The sequence below is a fragment of the Arthrobacter sp. PGP41 genome (assembly GCF_002953935.1).
Lineage (GTDB): Bacteria > Actinomycetota > Actinomycetes > Actinomycetales > Micrococcaceae > Arthrobacter.
Genome location: NZ_CP026514.1, coordinates 2,199,414 through 2,215,756, shown reverse-complemented (window position 1 = coordinate 2,215,756; position 16,343 = coordinate 2,199,414). Strand labels below are relative to the sequence as shown.

Sequence of the window (16,343 nt, the reverse complement as noted above, 5' to 3'; positions counted from 1 at the left end):
AACCATCTTTTTGTTTCGAATTCATTACTGCCATCCATTGTGGCGTGTTGGCGCAGGTCCCCCTATTCGTGCATTCCGCCCCTCTTCCGGCACAGTAGGTGAGTGCCCGTCCGTAGATCCTTCCGCAACCCGGGGCCGGGACTGCCCGGCCGGCCGGAGAGGCTGCTCCCCGGCCTGGCTACAGCGGCAGTCGCGCTGGCCGCCGCGTTCCTGGTCCATTGGCTGGTGCCCGTGCTGCCGGCCATGACGCTGGCAGTGGCCCTGGGCGTCCTCACCGCGAACCTGCCGGCGGCCGGAGCCTGGACAGCCGGCAGGGCCCGGCCCGGACTGGACTTCGCCGGGAAACATCTTATGCGCGGCGGAATCGTCCTGCTGGGCCTAAAGGTCAGCATCACCGACGTGCTGGGACTGGGCTGGCTGTCCCTGGTCCTGATCGTCGGCGTCGTGGCGGCGAGCTTCGGCGGGACATATGCCATCTCCCGGCTCTTCCGGCTACCGCCGGTGACCTCACTCCTGGTGGCCACCGGGTTCTCGATCTGCGGTGCTTCGGCCATCGGCGCCATCGCCGCCGTCCGCCGGATCCGGCACGTGGACACCGTCCTGCCGGTGGCCCTCGTGACGCTCTGCGGAACCCTTGCCATCGGCGTCCTTCCCCTGCTGGTTCATCCCCTTCGGCTCAGCGCGCCCGTCTTCGGCGCCTGGACAGGCGCATCGGTGCACGACGTCGGCCAGGTGGTGGCCACGGCGCAAACGGCCGGGACGGCGGCACTCGGCATCGCCGTCGTGGTTAAGCTCACCCGGGTGCTCCTGCTGGCGCCGGTCTCAGCAATAGCCGGCGCGCACCACCGTTTTGCGCCCCGGCCGGCTGCTCCCGGGGACGGCGGGAACGCCAAACTGCCGCCGGTGGTGCCGCTTTTCGTCCTGGGTTTCATGGGCATGGTGGGGCTCCGTTCCACCGGCTGGCTGGCGCCGGGATGGCTGGAGGCAGCGGGCGCTCTGCAGGACATCCTGCTCGGCGCCGCGCTGTTCGGGCTGGGGTCCGCTGTCCGGATGCGGACCCTCCTGCACACCGGCGGGCGGGCACTTCTGGCGGCCCTCGCCTCATGGTTCCTGATTGCCGTCCTGGGACTGGCGGCAGCCCTGCTGATCGCCTCCTGATTCTGGTCACTCATCCCGTGATTAGATAGCTGGGTGTCACATGAGAATCTGCAGCGCGACGAAGCCGCCGAACGCTCAGTCCTGATCAGCACTACCAGCTACGACGTTTCGCTGGACGTGCGGCAGGCTGCGGATCCGGACGCCGCCGGCTATCCAACCCGCAGCATCATCACCTTCACCGCCGCCGAGTCCGGGGCAGCAACGTTCCTGGACTTCATCGGGGAGGTCCACAGCGTTGTCCTGAACGGCAGGGAACTCGCCGTTGAGGACGTGGCGGACGGCGCCAGGATCAGGCTGGACAACCTGCAGCCCCGCAACCAGGTGGCAGTGACCGGGACTGCCCTGTACAGCCGCTCCGGTGAAGGCATGCACCGGTTCGTTGATCCCGCCGACGGGCAGTGCTACCTCTACACCCAGTACGAGCCCGCAGACGCACGCCGGGTCTTCGCCAACTTCGAGCAGCCCGACCTCAAAGCCACCTACACCTTCCACGTGACGGCCCCCGCCGGCTGGCACGTCGCATCCAACGGCGCCGAGGTTGACCGGACCATCCTTCCCGACGACCCCGCCTCGGCGCGCTGGGACTTCGCGGCCACAGAGCCGATGTCCACGTACGTCACCACCGTGCTGGCCGGCCCCTACTTCAAGGCGCAGGACCGCTGGCAGGGAACCCTCGACGACGGGACCTCCCTGGATGTGCCGCTCGCCCTCTACTGCCGCGCCTCCATGGCGCACTCCTTCGACACCGACGAACTCTTCAGGCTCACCAGGAACGGCCTGGACTTCTTCAACCGGCTCTTCGACTACCCCTACCCGTGGGGCAAGTACGACCAGGCCTTCGTGCCGGAGTACAACCTCGGCGCCATGGAGAACCCGGGCCTGGTCACGTTCACCGAAAGCTACGTCTTCACCTCGCGCGCCACCGATGCCCAGTACCAGGGGCGGGCCAACACGCTGATGCACGAGATGGCGCACATGTGGTTCGGCGACCTGGTGACCATGCAGTGGTGGGATGACCTGTGGCTCAAGGAATCCTTTGCCGACTACATGGGAACCCTGGGCGTGGACCAGGCCACGGACTGGGACACCGCCTGGGTGAACTTCGCCAACAAGCGCAAGGCGTGGGCCTACCTCCAGGACCAGCTGCCCACCACGCACCCGATCGTGGCGGACATCCCGGACCTCGAGGCCGCCAAGCAGAACTTCGACGGCATCACCTACGCCAAGGGCGCCTCGGTGCTGAAGCAGCTGGTGGCCTACGTCGGGTTCGAGGCGTTCATCAGGGGTTCCCGCGGGTACTTCCGCGAACACGCCTACGGCAACACAACGCTTGACGACCTGCTGGCCGCACTTAGCGCCTCCTCCGGACGGGATCTGGCCGGCTGGGCGCAGCAGTGGCTGCAGACTTCGGGCATCTCCACGCTGTCGCTGGAGATTGTCCCGGCGGCGGACGACGACGGTGTGCTGGACAGGGCGGCCATCGTCCAGGCAGCCACGGACCCGGTCACGGGACGGGAGGAGCTGCGGCCGCACCGGCTCCGCGTCGGCTCCTACAACTTCGACGCCGACGGGGCCCTGGTGCGGACCGGGATGTTCGAGACGGACGTGACCGGCGGGCGGACCGAACTTCCCCAGCTGGCCGGCAAGCCCCGGCCTGCGCTCCTGCTCGTTAATGACGAGGACCTCACGTACGCCAAGGTCCGGCTTGATCGGTCGTCCGAAGCCACGGTCCTTTCCGCCCTGGACCGGCTCGCCGACCCGATGGCCCGGGCGCTGTGCTGGACGGCGCTCTGGAATTCAGCCCGCGACGGCGAAAGCCCGGCATCACGTTACGTCGAGGCGGTCGCCGCGTTCGCACCTGCCGAAACCGGCATCGGCGTACTGCTGAATGTCCTCGAGAACGCCTGCACCGCCGTCGAACGCTACACGCCGGCACCCGTCCGGAACGCCGTACGGTCATCCTTCCTGGCGGCCGCAGTTTCCGAACTGGATGCAGCCCGGCCCGGCTCGGACCATCAGCTGGCCTGGGCGAGGACGGTGGCCACCCTCAGCCGGCACGATGACGCCATGGCGTCCCGGCTGCGCGCCCTCCTGGACGGCACCGCCGAGGTGGCCGGACTGGCAGTGGACGCCGAACTGCGCTGGCACTTCTGGCACGCCCTGGCAGCACACGGCCGGGCAACGGTGGAAGAACTTGACGCCGAACTCGCCCGGGACACCACGGCCTCCGGACGCGCCGGGCATGCCACAGCGATCGCCGCCCGTCCTGGCAAGGACGTGAAGGCAGCGGCCTGGACGGCGGCGGTGCACGGGCATGAGCTTTCCAACCAGCTCCTGAGCGCCACCATCAGCGGGTTCATCACGTCGCCCGCGGGGCTGCTGGAGGCTTACGTCGAGCCGTATTTCGAGTGCCTGCGCGGCGTGTGGGAGAGCCGCAGCATAGAGATCGCCGGCCGGATCGTCCGGGGGCTGTATCCCCTGGCACAGGACCTGGCGGAGGGTTCGGCGCCGGCGGAGCATCCGGTCATCCTGCGCACTGACAAGTGGCTGGCGGACAACGGAGACGCTCCCCGCGCCCTGCGGCGCATCATCGTGGAGCAGCGCAGCCACCTGCTGCGGGCGCTCAACGCACAGGCCGCCGTCGTGAATTCACCATCGGCTGCTCCCCACCCGTGCCCTCGCCTCGCAAGCTCGGCCAGGGAACCCCATGGGTGTGGGCCCACGTAACTGTCGTTTCGCCGGTGAAAACGGCAGGTACGGAGCAATGGATGGGCTCACGGGACGCGGTGCAGCCAGTCTGCCGTGCCGAACTTGCTGCCTACGCGTTCCCGGGCCGTGCCAAGTTCGGCCTCGGTCAGCTCTGAAGGCGTTGCGCCGTACCGGTCCGCGAAAACGTCCGCCATGGCGGCGATGATGGCGGTACGGGCCAGGCCGGTCTGGCGCCGGAGCGGGTCCACCCGCTTCTTGGCGCTGCGGGTGCCCTTGTCCGAGAGCTTCTCCTTGCCGATCCGCAGCACGTCGACCATCTTGTCGGCGTCGATGTCGTAGCTCATGGTCACGTGGTGCAGCATGCCGCCGTTGGCGAGGCGTTTCTGCGCGGCCCCGCCGATCTTTCCCTGGTCCGTGGCGATGTCGTTCAGCGGTACATAGAAAGCGTTGATGCCGAGTTTTTCCAGTGCCGCCATGACCCACGCATCCAGGAACGGATAGGAGTCGGCAAAGCTGATGCCGTCAACCAGGGTCTGCGGCAGGTAGAGGGAGTAGGTGATGCAGTTGCCTGCCTCCATAAACATTGCTCCCCCGCCGCTGATGCGCCGGACCACTGTGATGCCGTGTTTCTCCACGCCGGCGGGGTCCACCTCGTTGCGGACCGACTGGAAGCTGCCGATGACCACTGACGGCTCCTGCCAGTCCCAGAAACGGAGCGTGGGGTTGCGGCGGCCCGCGCCGACCTCCTCCGTGAGGACCTCGTCGAGGGCAACATTGATTTGCGTGGGCAGGACGGTGGGTGCGATGACGTTCCACTGGTGGTCCGCCCACGAGGTCGCCTTGGCCAGGGCGCGGCGGACGGTGACGGCGACGGCGTCCGCGGAGAAGCCGAACAGGGCTGCCCCGGCCGGCAGCGAAGATGAGACGACGGCGGCAAGCTCGGCCGCCGTCGTCGTGTCAGGCAGTCCGGTCAACCCGCGGTTGATGTCGAGGAGTGCCTCGTCCGGCTCAAGGAAGAAATCGCCGCTGACGCTCACATTGGCCAGCCTGCCGCCAATGACGTCCAGGTCAACCACCACGAGCTTGCCGCCGGGCACCTTATATTCACCATGCAGGCGGGCGGCGGAAGGATGCTCTGGAACAGGTGTGCCGGTCATGCTTCCATCCTGCCGCAGAAGCGGCGCACCAAGTAATACGGTGCCGGAACGCAGAAAGTCCGCACCGGTTGCCGGTGCGGACTTTCCCAAAGAACCTTGCGGAAGTATGTTACTTCTTGCCGCCGAAGCCCTTGAAGCGGGCGTTGAAGCGCTCGACGCGGCCTGCGGAGTCCATGATGCGCTGCTTGCCCGTGTAGAACGGGTGGGACTCGGAGGAGATTTCGACGTCGATGACCGGGTAGGTGTTGCCGTCTTCCCACTCGATGGTCTTCGAGGAAGAAACGGTGGACTTGGTCAGGAACTTCGTGCCGGAAGCCAGGTCGTTGAAAACAACAGCTTCGTACTTCGGGTGGATATCAGACTTCATAATGGGACCTTTGTTCGCACAACTGGATTTTGCCAGCTGCCAGGTATGAATGGGATGGCCGTGTCCTGTGCCGTGAAGCTCAGGGCAGCCAGCTATCAATCATAGCGGATAACCATGGTGCCCGCGAACGGCGGGCACGGCCTGGTGCCGGGGGCGCAGCTCCCAGAACGCCACCGCCGATGCGGCCGCAACATTCAGGGAATCCACGCCGTTGCGCATGGGTATCTTGACGGCGAGGTCGACGGCGGCGAGCGTCCCGGCGCTCATTCCGGCACCTTCGGTGCCAAGCACCAGGGCGAGCTTTTCCGGATTCCGGGCAGCCACCGCGTCCACGTCCTCCGCGTCCCTGGTGAGCTCCAGCGCCGCAACCGTGAAGCCGTGTTCCTTGAGCAGGTACAGGTCCTGCGGCCAGCTGGTGAGCCGGGCCCACGGAACCTGGAAGACAGTGCCCATGCTCACCCGGACGCTGCGGCGGTAGAGCGGATCACCGCAGCGCGGCGAAACCAGGACGGCGTCGATGTCCAAGGCGGCTGCCGACCGGAAGATGGCGCCCACGTTGGTGTGGTCCACAATGTCCTCAAGGACGGCCACCCTCCGCGCTCCGGCCAGCAGCTCCGGCAGCGGCACCGGCTCCGGGCGCTGCATCGCCGCCATGGCACCGCGGTGAAGGTGAAAACCGGTGATCTCCTCCAGTAGGGCGGCGCTGCCGATGAAGGCGGGGACCTGCGGATGCGCGGCCAGGACGTCCTGGAGGTCGTCCAGCCACTTCTCCGCAAGGAAAAAGGACCGCGGCTGGTGTCCGGCTGCCAGCGCCCGGCGCAGCACGCGGGAGGACTCGGCAATGTACATGCCTTCAGCCGGTTCCCTGAGCTTGCGCAGGTGCACGTCCGTGAGCTGCGTGTAGTCGGAGACACGGGGGTCCGCGGCGGATTCGAGATAGTGGATTGTCACCGGGTGATTATTTCAGCAGATTCGCGATCATGAATCCCAGTGCCACCAGGCCCAGGACCAGGATCACGGCCCGCAGCACGGCGGGCGGGAGCCGGCGGCCCACCTTGGCCCCGATAAGACCGCCGATGCTGGAGCTCAGGGCAATCAGCAGCACCACAAGCCAGTTGATCCGGTCGAACGCCAAGAGCACGTAGGACACCGCGGCCACCAGGTTCACGCCCAAAACCAGGATGTTCTTCATAGCGTTGGCGTTCTGGATGGTGCCCGTCAGGAAGACCCCCAGGATGCCCACCAGCAGGATCCCCTGCGCCGCGACGAAGTAGCCGCCGTATACGCCGGCGAGGTAGACCAGCACCACCAGGAGGATGCCATGCCCTTTGTCCCGCACCGCGTGTTCCGGGTTCTCCTCCCGGGTGCGCACCCAGACTTGCAGGCGGGGCTGGAAGACCACCATCAGGAGGGCCAGGACGATGAGGACGGGCGCAACGTAGTGGAACACCTCTTCGGGGAGGTGAAGGAGCAGCCAGGCGCCGGAGATGCCGCCAAGGAGCGACGCCGGCAGGAGCCTCATCAACTGCCGGCCGCGGCCCTTCAGTTCCCTGCGGTAGCCGAAGGCTCCGGCAGCACCGCCGGCCACCAGTCCCATGGCATTGCTCATCGAGGCCACCACGGGAGTGATTCCCAGTGCAATGAGCACGGGGAACGTCACAAGGGTGCCGGAACCCACCACGGCGTTGATGGTGCCGGCCCAGAGGCCGGCGATGGACACAAAGATGCTGCTGAGGAGATCCAAGGTGCTGCAGTGCCGCCTTAGCGGCGGGCGATGGCGGTGTACCGGCCGGCGTTGACGCTCACGTCCAGGTCCAGCCCGAAGGTCTTGCTGAGGTTTTCGGCCGTCAGGACGTCGGTGATCGCACCCGCGGCTACCACGCCGCCGTCGCGCAACAGCATGGCGTGCGTGAAGCCCGGCGGGACTTCCTCAAGGTGGTGCGTCACCAGGACCATGGCCGGCGCGGCCTCGTCCTGTGCGAGTTCCCCAAGCTTGTGGACGAGTTCCTCGCGGCCACCAAGGTCCAGGCCGGCCGCCGGTTCATCAAGTAGCAACAGCTCGGGGTCGGTCATAAGGGCACGGGCGATCTGGACACGCTTGCGCTCCCCCTCGGACAGGGTGGCGAAGGTCCTGTTGAGGAGCGGGCCCATCCCCCAGTCGTTGAGCAGCCGGAAAGCACGCCGCTCGTCATCGCGCTCGTAGCCCTCGCGCCAGCGGCCGGTGACGCCGTAAGCGGCGGTGACCACGACGTTGAGGACGTTCTCCTGTTCAGGAATCTGGGTAGCCAGCGCGGCGGAGGAAAGTCCGATTCGGGGGCGGAGCTCGAAGACGTCCGTGCGCCCGAGGATTTCGTCAAGGATGCCGGCTTTCCCGCTGCTGGGGTGGAGCCGGGCTGCAGCGATCTGCAGGAGCGTCGTCTTGCCGGCGCCGTTGGGGCCGAGGATCACCCAGCGCTCGCCCTCATTGACCTCCCAGTCGACTTTGTCCAGCAGGGTTTTTTTGCCTCGGACAACGCTGACGGAAGCCAATTCCAGAACATCACTCATAGGAGTAGACACTAGGACAAAAAAGAGGCCGACTGATAACCGGCGCAAGTAACAGCGAAACCCTGGCTGAGCAGCTTCCCCGTAGGCCCGTCAGGCCAGTTGGGTGAGAACCGGAGCCATGGTTCTGCCACCAACAGGGCCGCCCGCCTGCCACCTTTCAGCAGCCGTGAAATGAATTCAAGGGACCCCTCGCCCGCTGGCTAAGATTGCAGGCATGACTTCGAACGTGACTGCGGTCAGCTACGGCCTGAATGTAACCCCAACCGGGCTGGAGCAGCTCCGTTCCATCTTCACCGCGCACGGCGCCGCCGTGCTGTCCGAGGCAAGCCTTGGCGATGAGCGGTACCAGGTCCACGTCGCGGACCTTGCGCTCCCGGATGCGACGGCCGCCGGACTTGCCGCCCTTCGCCATGCCGTGGCCGGGGCCTCCATCGGCGGGTTGGACACCGCCCTGGTCCCTGCCGGCCTGCGGTCAGCCGAACGCAAACTCCTGATCATGGACGTGGACTCCACCCTGATCCAGCAGGAGGTCATCGAACTCCTGGCCGCCTACGCCGGGAAACGCGAAGAAGTGGCCGCTGTCACCGAAGCCGCGATGCGCGGGGAACTGGATTTCGCCCAAAGCCTCCACGCACGGGTGGCAGTCCTCGCGGGACTTCCCGCCGACGTCGTCCATGCCGTCCGCCAGGAAGTGAAGCTGAGCCCGGGAGCCGGGGAACTGGTTTCCGCGTTCAAGGCTGCGGGCCACGTGGTGGCAGTGGTGTCGGGCGGCTTCAACCAGATCCTGGGGCCGATCGCCGGTGAGCTGGGCCTGGACTACTGGCAGGCGAACGAGCTGGAGATTGTCGACGGCGCGCTGACGGGCAAAGTCCTCGGCGCCGTGGTGGACCGGGCAGCCAAGGAAAAGTACCTGCGTGAATGGGCAGCAGCCGAGGGCATCGCGCTGGAGTACACCGTGGCCGTAGGCGACGGCGCCAACGACCTGGACATGCTCGGCGCGGCAGGCATTGGCATCGCCTTCAACGCCAAACCCGCCGTGCGCGCCGTCGCTGATGCCGCCGTCAACATGCCATACCTCGACGCCGTCCGGTACGTCGCCGGCGTCTGACCACTTCTTAAGTGCGAAATGGCAGTTCGCGGCAGTGTCCGGAAGAAGGAGCACTGCCGCGAACTGCCATTTCGTGTCGGGGGTCGGGAACCTAGCTTGTGGCCTGGCCGGTGCCCTTGCCGAAGTAGTCTGCCCCGCCGGCGTATTCGGTGTGGCCGGATTCGACGTCGGCTGTGACCATGCCGGCCACCACCTCGGCAAACTCCTCCACGGAGTACAGCTTTCCGGCTTCAGCGCGGCGGGCCTCGATGGCACCAGGCGTGGAGCGGTCCAGGAGCGTTGCGGTGACCGTGCCCTCGATCATGTCGCCGGACACAACCACCAGGGTGATGCCCTTCTCGGCAAGGCTGGGAATGAGTTCACGCAGGGCGTCCTCCCCGGCGCGCTTGCTGCGGGCGACGGGCTCGTAGGCTTCCATCGTGGGCACAGTGTTGATGAAGTGGGCCTGGTGGCTGGTCACGAACACCACCCGGGAGCCTTCCTGCATCAGGGGCACGGCGGCGTTCAGCATGTTGATCTGGGCGTCGCGGTTCAGCTTGAGCGCGTAGTCCTCGCCCATGCCGGTCTCCATGCCGCCCGAAGCGTTCAGCACCAGGATGTCCAGGGACCCGAAGTTCTCCATGGCGGCGCTGGCCAGGGCCTGCACGCCCTCCTGGCTGGTGAGGTCGGCACCCACCGCCACGGCACGGCCGCCTTCGGCCTCGATGCCCTGGACCACCTTGTTGGCGCGCGGAGCCTTCTGGCGGTAGTTGACCACGACGGCGGCGCCCTCCTTGGCCAGGTTCTTCGCCACTTCCGCGCCGATGCCGCGGGAGGATCCGGTCACGATGGCAGTCTTGTTATCCAGCAGTCCCATGCGGGCTCCTTTTGTCTGAAACGTCTAAATTGCTGATGGCCTGCAGTCCATCATGCCAGCGGCCCCGGCCAATTCCCTTGTGTGACCTACACAAAGAAGCGCCGCGCTGCTAGTTTGTCTGCGCCGGTCAGTGCCCCATGCCCAGGCCGCCGTCCACGGGGATGACGGCTCCGGAGATGTATGCTGCCTCGTCGCTGGCAATCCAGCGGACCACGTTGGCTACTTCGGCGGCCTCGGCAAAGCGGCCGGCCGGGATGCTGGAAAGGTAGTCCTTCTGGGTGGCTTCGGGGAGTTCGGCAGTCATGTCCGTGTTGATGAAGCCCGGGGCCACGACGTTGGCCGTGATCCCCCGCGATCCAAGCTCACGCGTCAGGGAACGGGCGACGCCCACAAGGCCTGCCTTCGACGCCGAGTAGTTGATCTGGCCGGGAGCCCCGTACAGGCCGGACACGGAGGAGATCAGGACAACCCGGCCCTTGCGCAGCCGGATCATGCCCTTGGAGGCGCGTTTGATGACGCGGAAGGCACCGGTGAGGTTGGTGTCGATGACGGACGTAAAGTCGTCCTCGCTCATGCGCAGCAGCAGGGTGTCCTTGGTGATGCCAGCATTGGCCACCAGGACCTCCACTGGACCGTGCGCCGCTTCCACTTCCTTGAAGGCGGCGTCCACGGAGGCTTCGTCCGTGACGTCGGCCTTGACCCCAAGGATCCCCTCCGGGAGTTTCGATTCGCTGCGGTAGGTGACGGCAACCTTGTCACCGTTGGCCAGGAACGCCTCGGCGATGGCAAGTCCGATGCCGCGGTTGCCGCCGGTTATCAGGACGCTGCGGGGGGCGGTGGCTGCTTCAGTCATGGAGGGGCTCCGGTATTCTGCGGCGCGCAGGGGCCGCGGTAGGTAGGGGCAATTTGGCTGACTTCGATCTTAGCGTCCGGCCCGGCCCGGGTTTGGGTGCCACTGCCGATGGTGAGAGAATTGAGCTAAGCCTTTGGAGCGTGATCAATCACCGTGACCCTTGAAAACCATGCGGGACAATCCGCGACTGGAGAACCCGGCCGGTTCTCCGGCGATGCGGAAGTCCATAGCATCACGGATGCTGCGGCGGCCCATTCCGAGGATATGCGCCAGCGCATGATCAAGTACGCGCTGGCCATGGGTATCCGCATGGTGTGCCTGATCCTGATCTTCGTGGTGGACGGCTGGTTCAAGATTATCGCGGTGGCCGGAGCCGTGTTCCTGCCGTGGATTGCGGTGGTCATAGCGAACGGCAGCGACAAGGCGGAGGGGCACAGTGACCTGCTGCTGGACTCCGCCCCGCTGGCGGAACTCGAGAGTCCCCCGGCACCATCCGCCGATGACGAACACGGCACCGAGGTCCTGCAGGGCGAACTCATCAATGATGACGACGAAACAACAACAACCGGGCAGGAGCGGAGGGCATCATGAGTATTTTCGACTTCGCGGCGGGAACCGATCCCGCGCTCACCGAATCCGCTGCCATCTGCTCCCGCAAGGCCTGCCGCTCCGAGGCCTCCTGGCAGCTCCTGTGGAACAACCCTAAAATCCACACCCCCGAGCGCCGCAAGACCTGGCTCGCCTGTGGGGACCACCGGGAATGGCTGGAAGACTACCTCCAGACGAGGGGGCTGTGGAAGGAAACCCTGCCGCTTGAGGGTTACTTTGGTGCGCCGGAGCAGGACAGCTGAATGTACCGCTTCCTCTTTTCCAGCAAATGGCTGGGTTATCTCCTGCTGGCCGCAATCTTCGCCACCGCCTGTGTGTTCCTGGGCCGTTGGCAGATGGACCGCCGCGCCGAGACCCTCGCTGAGATCAACCGGGTGGTGGCCAATTACTCTGCGGCGCCCATTCCGTTCAAGGACGCCAAGGAACAATTCAGCCGGCTGGATCCTGCCATGGAGTGGACGCAGGTGGAGCTGCGGGGCACCTATCTTGTTGACGGCCAGCGCGTGGTCCGGAACCGTCCGCTCAATGGCCAGCCTGGCTACGAAGTGGTGGTCCCGTTCCGGCTGGCCACGGGTGAAACCGTCGTGATCGACCGTGGGTGGCTGCCCATCGGCAACAGGAATCCCGGCAGCCCCGACTCCGTACCGGCGCCCCCTCCAGGTGAGGTGACCGCCGTCGTCCGCTTGAAGCATCCCGAGCCTGAACTCAAGCGCGGCGCCCCCGACGGCCAGCTGGCGTCCATCGACCTTCCCGCCTACTCCGCCCAGCTTGGGTACCCGCTGCTGACCGGAGCCTACGGGCAGCTCGCCTCCGAGACTCCCCCGGCCGCCGAGATGCCCATGGCGTTCCCCAAGCCTTCCACAGAGGAAGGCACACACCTTTCCTACTCGCTGCAGTGGTTCGCGTTCGGCGTCCTGATGTTTGTCGGTTTCGGTTACGCGGCCCGCCAGCAGGCGCGCAACGCTGCCATTGACGCCGAGGACGACGACGCGTTTGCGGACGGCGCGCCCCGCGCGGCGGCCGGGGCACCACGCCGTCGTCCGTCACCTCCCAGGAAGCGGAAGAAGGCGACATCCGAGGAAGAGGAAGACGCACTCCTCGACGCCCAGGGGTACTGACGGATGACGGAGCACGACGGCGGCCCGGTGGTCCTGGTGCGCGCGGCCCTGGTGGCTGCCGGAGTTGGGGACACCGTGCGGACTTTTCCGGCGGGCGTTCCGACGGCGTCCGCGGCAGCTGAGGCGCTCGGCTGCGACCTCGCGGCGATCACGAACAGCCTGATCTTCGAGCTCAATGAGGAGCCCCTGCTGATCCTTGCCAGCGGGGCCGCACGGGTGGACACAAGGCTGGTGGCCGGGCAGCTGGGTGAAGGCAGAATCCGCCGCGCCTCCCCCGAGTTCGTTCTGCAGCATACCGGCCAGGCGGTAGGCGGAGTGGCCCCGGTGGGCCACCCGGAAAAGATCAGGGCCCTCCTGGACAGCTCCCTCAAGAAACAGGAACTCCTCTGGGCCGGAGCAGGAGACCACAACTCAATGTTCAGCATCACCTACGGGCAGTTGCAGAGAATTACCGGAGCCTTGGAGCTTAACGTCCGCTGACCCAAGGTGACAGGCCCACAAGCGCAGCGGCGTCGGTGATTTATGTAGCGTGCGTCAAAGGCGACGAAGGAGCCAGCACGCGGGAAATCACCGGCGTCGCGCAGCGAACGCAAACAAAACCGACAGCCTAAGCCAGCGTAATCAGGTCCAAATAGTCTTCGTTCCAGTGATCCTCGATACCGTCCGGCAGCAGGACGACGCGCTCTGGGTTGAGGGCCTCGACAGCCCCCTCGTCGTGGCTGACCAGGACCACGGCTCCGCTGTAGTTCTTGAGGGCGCCGAGGATTTCGGCGCGGCTGGCGGGGTCCAGGTTGTTGGTCGGCTCGTCGAGGAGTAGCACGTTGGCGCTGGAGGCCACGATGGTGGCCAGGGCGAGGCGCGTCTTTTCGCCGCCGGAGAGGACGCCGGCGGGCTTGTCGACATCGTCGCCGGAGAACAGGAACGAGCCCAGGATGCCGCGCACCTCTGCGTCCTTCATGTCAGGTGCAGCGGAACGCATGTTTTCCAGGACGGTGCGCTCGACGTCGAGGGTTTCATGCTCCTGCGCGTAGTAGCCCACCTTCAGTCCGTGCCCGGCAATCACGTCACCGGTATCGGGCTTGTCCACACCGGCGAGCATCCGCAGCAGCGTGGTTTTACCGGCGCCGTTGAGGCCCAGGATGACCACCTTGGAGCCGCGGTCGATGGCCAGGTCCACGTCAGTGAAGATCTCCAGCGAACCGTAGGACTTGCTGAGTCCCTCGGCGGTAAGCGGGGTCCGGCCGCACGGTGAGGGATCCGGGAAGCGCAGGGCTGCCACCCGGTCCTGCTCGCGGACAGCCTCCAGGCCGCTCAACAGGCGTTCGGCGCGCTTGGCCATGTTCTGGGCCGCGACAGCCTTGGTGGCCTTCGCCCTCATCTTGTTGGCCTGGTCGAACAGGACCTGGGCCTTCTTCTCAGCATTGGCCCGCTCGCGCTTGCGGGCACGTTCGTCGGTTTCGCGCTGCGTCAGGTAGCGCTTCCAGTCCATGTTGTAGAAGTCGATCTGCGCACGGTTGGCATCCAGCAGGAACACCTTATTAACGGTGGCTTCAAGGAGTTCGGTGTCGTGGCTGATCACTATGAGCCCACCCTGGTGGTTTTTCAGGAAGTCACGGAGCCATGCGATGGAGTCCGCATCGAGGTGGTTCGTGGGCTCGTCGAGGAGCATGGTCTCAGCGTCCGAGTACAGGATGCGCGCCAGTTCCACGCGGCGCCGCTGGCCACCGGAAAGCGTCTTAAGAGGCTGGTTCAGCAGCCGGTCCGGCAGGGCGAGGTTGGAGCAGATCGCTGCAGCCTCGGCTTCGGCGGCGTAACCGCCGGCGGCCAGGAACTCGGACTCGAGCCGGTCGTAGCGATTCATTGCCTTGCGCTGCACGGCAGCGTCCTCGCTGGCCATCTCTTCGTGGGCTACGCGGAGCTTGCCGACGGCGATGTCCAGGCCCCGGACGGACAGGATCCGGTCCCGGGCGAGCTGCTCCATGTCCGGCGTGCGCGGATCCTGGGGAAGGTAGCCGATTTCGCCGGTACGGGTAACTTTGCCCGCTGCGGGAAGGCCTTCACCCGCGAGCACCCGGGTGAGCGTCGTCTTCCCGGCGCCGTTTCGGCCCACCAGCCCGATTTTGTCTCCCTTGTCGATGCGGAAGCTCACCTGATCCATGAGGAGCCGGGCGCCGGCACGCAGTTCGAGGTCCTGGACAGTAATCACAGCAGGTAGAGCCTTTCACAGCAGGGATAAGCCGCAGCCCCGGGTATCTGTGATGGGCGTGGGCGGCAAGGGCCGGAGAACGGCCCACCCAAGTCTACCGTTCAACGCGCTGAGGACGGTTACTTCGAGACGGGTCTCACGCAACTGGAATAACCGGACCTTGGTTGCCACTTTCGAAGGCACGACGGGGACCGGTATGTCCAGCCGGGAATTGTTCGGCGTTGCTTACGCTTGGATGTTCACCCTGCCGCGTACACGCGGACCCAATCCACCCGCATCTCGCCGGCTCCGTTGGCACTGCTGTCAGGGAACCAATCCAGTTGTAGTGTCTGGTGCATCGGTCCGGGAGGCTGATGGGCGGGGTCGGTGTCTTCGAACCACTTTAAGCCATCGATATAGCCGACGATCCCGCGCGGCGACCAGTCGACCGCGTAGTTGTGAAACTGCGTTACGTCCAGTGGCTTGGACGCCGTGGTCTGTGAGTTCGAGCACCCGTAGTGGTGGAAGAACTGGATGACGTTCCAGTCGCCGGTGGTCTCCGCATAGTCAATCTCGCCGTCACACGGCCAATTTTCACTGTCGGGCCACAGGATGGACACCAAATGGTATTCGTTATCACCGGACCCGGCCGCCCGGACTTCCCACCGGCCGTACTTTTGGTTTGCAAACTTGGCGCCCATACCGGCAGTCGTGCCATCCGGAGTTCCAGTCATGACCATTGCGGACCCGTTCACGGTCACCTGCTGAGGGCTCCGGATACCGTTGCCCGCGTGGCCGGCACTGTTGTAGACATTCCACTTCGCGGCATCGGGCGCGCCGGAATAATTGAACTCGTCCCCGGCCACACTCGCGCCCCATCCGTGTACTACGGCCGCCTCGGTGGAAGTCACCGTGTCAGGCGCGGTTGTCACCACAAGTCTTGGCCGCAGGGCAGAGTTCGACGATTCCCTTGACTTGAATCCAATCCACTTGCGTGCGTTGCTTTCCAGCTTGAAGTTTTGCTCGCCGCCTTTCGGATTGACGCTCTTCGTCACGTCCCATTCAACCCAGGAGCCGCTCGCGAATCCGCCGGTTTTCCCGAGCCATGTCCCTCGGGCCGGTGCGTTATTCCACGTGACGCCTCTCTCGGTCCAGCCGCCAGACGTAGTAAAGACATCCACGAATTCAGTGGAAGTTGTGGATGTCTCGGAATACGCCCGAAGTTTTGCTGAAACAACGTGCTCGCCAGCGGGAACCTGCACTGAGAAACGTAGGAGCGAGTTCCGCCAGATATACGCACGGCCGTCTGTGGATAAACGGGTGCTGGTCCCAAAATTCGAAGTCGCTCTGTCCGCCCGCACGTAAGAGTCCATGACCAACGTGGTTGTCGCTGCGGCGCCTGCGGTTGTCGGAGTGATAATTGCGAACATAATCAGAATGGACGATGCAACCGCTGCGCATTTACGCCGGAACTCAATGCCACGTCGGTTCCGCTGAGTTTGCACCGCTTGAACGCTCGTAGCCTTCATGGTCATCGCTGTTTCTACTAGGGATTTTGATGTACCGGCTGCCCGCGCCAGTGTCGGCCCAGAAACAACGACGGCTAAATGCGAGCTAGCTCAAAGCGTAAGCCTGGAGCAATAAGCGGGCAATCGATCCCCTATACCCAAGTTTTG

Annotated in this window: 17 protein-coding genes; 8 read left to right on the top strand and 9 right to left on the bottom strand. The window is 65.4% G+C overall.

The features are described 5' to 3' along the window. Positions 1-102: 102 nt before the first annotated feature. Both C3B78_RS10045 and pepN read left to right on the top strand, forming a co-directional pair. Complete coding sequence (locus C3B78_RS10045; protein ID WP_104997942.1) at positions 103-1,158, top strand: YeiH family protein; 1,056 nt, start codon at positions 103-105, stop codon at positions 1,156-1,158. A gap of 33 nt (positions 1,159-1,191) precedes the next feature. Next, on the top strand, positions 1,192-3,885 hold the full coding sequence (pepN, locus tag C3B78_RS10040) for an aminopeptidase N (RefSeq protein WP_104997941.1): 2,694 nt from the start codon (positions 1,192-1,194) through the stop codon (positions 3,883-3,885). Positions 3,886-3,932: 47 nt separating this feature from the next. Here the strand turns inward: pepN and C3B78_RS10035 are convergent, their stop codons facing one another. The 5 genes from C3B78_RS10035 to C3B78_RS10015 all read right to left on the bottom strand — a co-directional run bounded on the left by C3B78_RS10035 (position 3,933) and on the right by C3B78_RS10015 (position 7,938). Then, positions 3,933-5,024, bottom strand: coding sequence for a lipoate--protein ligase family protein (locus C3B78_RS10035; RefSeq protein WP_104997940.1), 1,092 nt, complete (start codon positions 5,022-5,024; stop codon positions 3,933-3,935). A gap of 109 nt (positions 5,025-5,133) precedes the next feature. Beyond that, positions 5,134-5,391 carry a type B 50S ribosomal protein L31 gene (locus C3B78_RS10030; RefSeq protein ID WP_066275740.1) on the bottom strand — a complete coding sequence of 86 codons (258 nt, stop codon included), beginning with the start codon at positions 5,389-5,391 and terminating at the stop codon, positions 5,134-5,136. Positions 5,392-5,490: 99 nt separating this feature from the next. Then, entirely contained in the window at positions 5,491-6,342 is an 852-nt protein-coding gene (locus C3B78_RS10025; RefSeq protein ID WP_104997939.1) for a TrmH family RNA methyltransferase, read from the bottom strand. Between the two features lie 7 nt (positions 6,343-6,349). Beyond that, positions 6,350-7,135 (bottom strand): sulfite exporter TauE/SafE family protein, encoded by a 786-nt coding sequence (locus C3B78_RS10020; RefSeq protein ID WP_104997938.1) that lies wholly within the window; start codon positions 7,133-7,135, stop codon positions 6,350-6,352. 17 nt (positions 7,136-7,152) lie between these two features. Beyond that, the gene (locus C3B78_RS10015; RefSeq protein ID WP_104997937.1) at positions 7,153-7,938 is read right to left on the bottom strand and encodes an ABC transporter ATP-binding protein; all 786 of its coding nucleotides are present in this window, start codon (positions 7,936-7,938) and stop codon (positions 7,153-7,155) included. Between the two features lie 214 nt (positions 7,939-8,152). On the opposite strand from C3B78_RS10015, the gene serB reads away from it, so the two are divergent. Beyond that, on the top strand, positions 8,153-9,046 hold the full coding sequence (gene serB, locus C3B78_RS10010; protein WP_104997936.1) for a phosphoserine phosphatase SerB: 894 nt from the start codon (positions 8,153-8,155) through the stop codon (positions 9,044-9,046). A gap of 91 nt (positions 9,047-9,137) precedes the next feature. Here the strand turns inward: serB and C3B78_RS10005 are convergent, their stop codons facing one another. After that, the gene (locus C3B78_RS10005; RefSeq protein WP_104997935.1) at positions 9,138-9,902 is read right to left on the bottom strand and encodes an SDR family oxidoreductase; all 765 of its coding nucleotides are present in this window, start codon (positions 9,900-9,902) and stop codon (positions 9,138-9,140) included. 127 nt (positions 9,903-10,029) lie between these two features. Further along, positions 10,030-10,755 (bottom strand): beta-ketoacyl-ACP reductase, encoded by a 726-nt coding sequence (locus C3B78_RS10000; protein WP_104997934.1) that lies wholly within the window; start codon positions 10,753-10,755, stop codon positions 10,030-10,032. 153 nt (positions 10,756-10,908) lie between these two features. On the opposite strand from C3B78_RS10000, the gene C3B78_RS09995 reads away from it, so the two are divergent. The 5 genes from C3B78_RS09995 to C3B78_RS20400 are packed head-to-tail and all read left to right on the top strand — an operon-like array spanning position 10,909 to position 13,093. Next, the gene (locus C3B78_RS09995) at positions 10,909-11,346 is read left to right on the top strand and encodes a DUF3099 domain-containing protein (protein ID WP_104997933.1); all 438 of its coding nucleotides are present in this window, start codon (positions 10,909-10,911) and stop codon (positions 11,344-11,346) included. Then, positions 11,343-11,606, top strand: a complete 264-nt coding sequence (locus tag C3B78_RS09990; RefSeq protein WP_104997932.1) for a hypothetical protein — start codon at positions 11,343-11,345, stop codon at positions 11,604-11,606. The genes C3B78_RS09995 and C3B78_RS09990 overlap by 4 nt, the downstream gene beginning before the upstream one ends. Beyond that, positions 11,607-12,482, top strand: coding sequence for an SURF1 family cytochrome oxidase biogenesis protein (locus C3B78_RS09985; protein WP_104997931.1), 876 nt, complete (start codon positions 11,607-11,609; stop codon positions 12,480-12,482). Between the two features lie 3 nt (positions 12,483-12,485). Further along, positions 12,486-12,962, top strand: a complete 477-nt coding sequence (locus C3B78_RS09980) for a YbaK/EbsC family protein (RefSeq protein WP_104997930.1) — start codon at positions 12,486-12,488, stop codon at positions 12,960-12,962. A 35-nt stretch (positions 12,963-12,997) separates the two neighbouring features. Then, positions 12,998-13,093, top strand: a complete 96-nt coding sequence (locus C3B78_RS20400) for a hypothetical protein (protein WP_396136716.1) — start codon at positions 12,998-13,000, stop codon at positions 13,091-13,093. On the opposite strand, the gene C3B78_RS09970 is transcribed toward C3B78_RS20400, so the two are convergent. Together C3B78_RS09970 and C3B78_RS09965 are read right to left on the bottom strand one after the other, a co-directional pair. Further along, positions 13,090-14,688 carry an ABC-F family ATP-binding cassette domain-containing protein gene (locus tag C3B78_RS09970; protein WP_104997928.1) on the bottom strand — a complete coding sequence of 533 codons (1,599 nt, stop codon included), beginning with the start codon at positions 14,686-14,688 and terminating at the stop codon, positions 13,090-13,092. The genes C3B78_RS20400 and C3B78_RS09970 overlap by 4 nt on opposite strands. A gap of 239 nt (positions 14,689-14,927) precedes the next feature. Beyond that, positions 14,928-16,097, bottom strand: a complete 1,170-nt coding sequence (locus tag C3B78_RS09965) for a CBM96 family carbohydrate-binding protein (protein ID WP_442778240.1) — start codon at positions 16,095-16,097, stop codon at positions 14,928-14,930. Between the last annotated feature and the right edge of the window lie 246 nt (positions 16,098-16,343).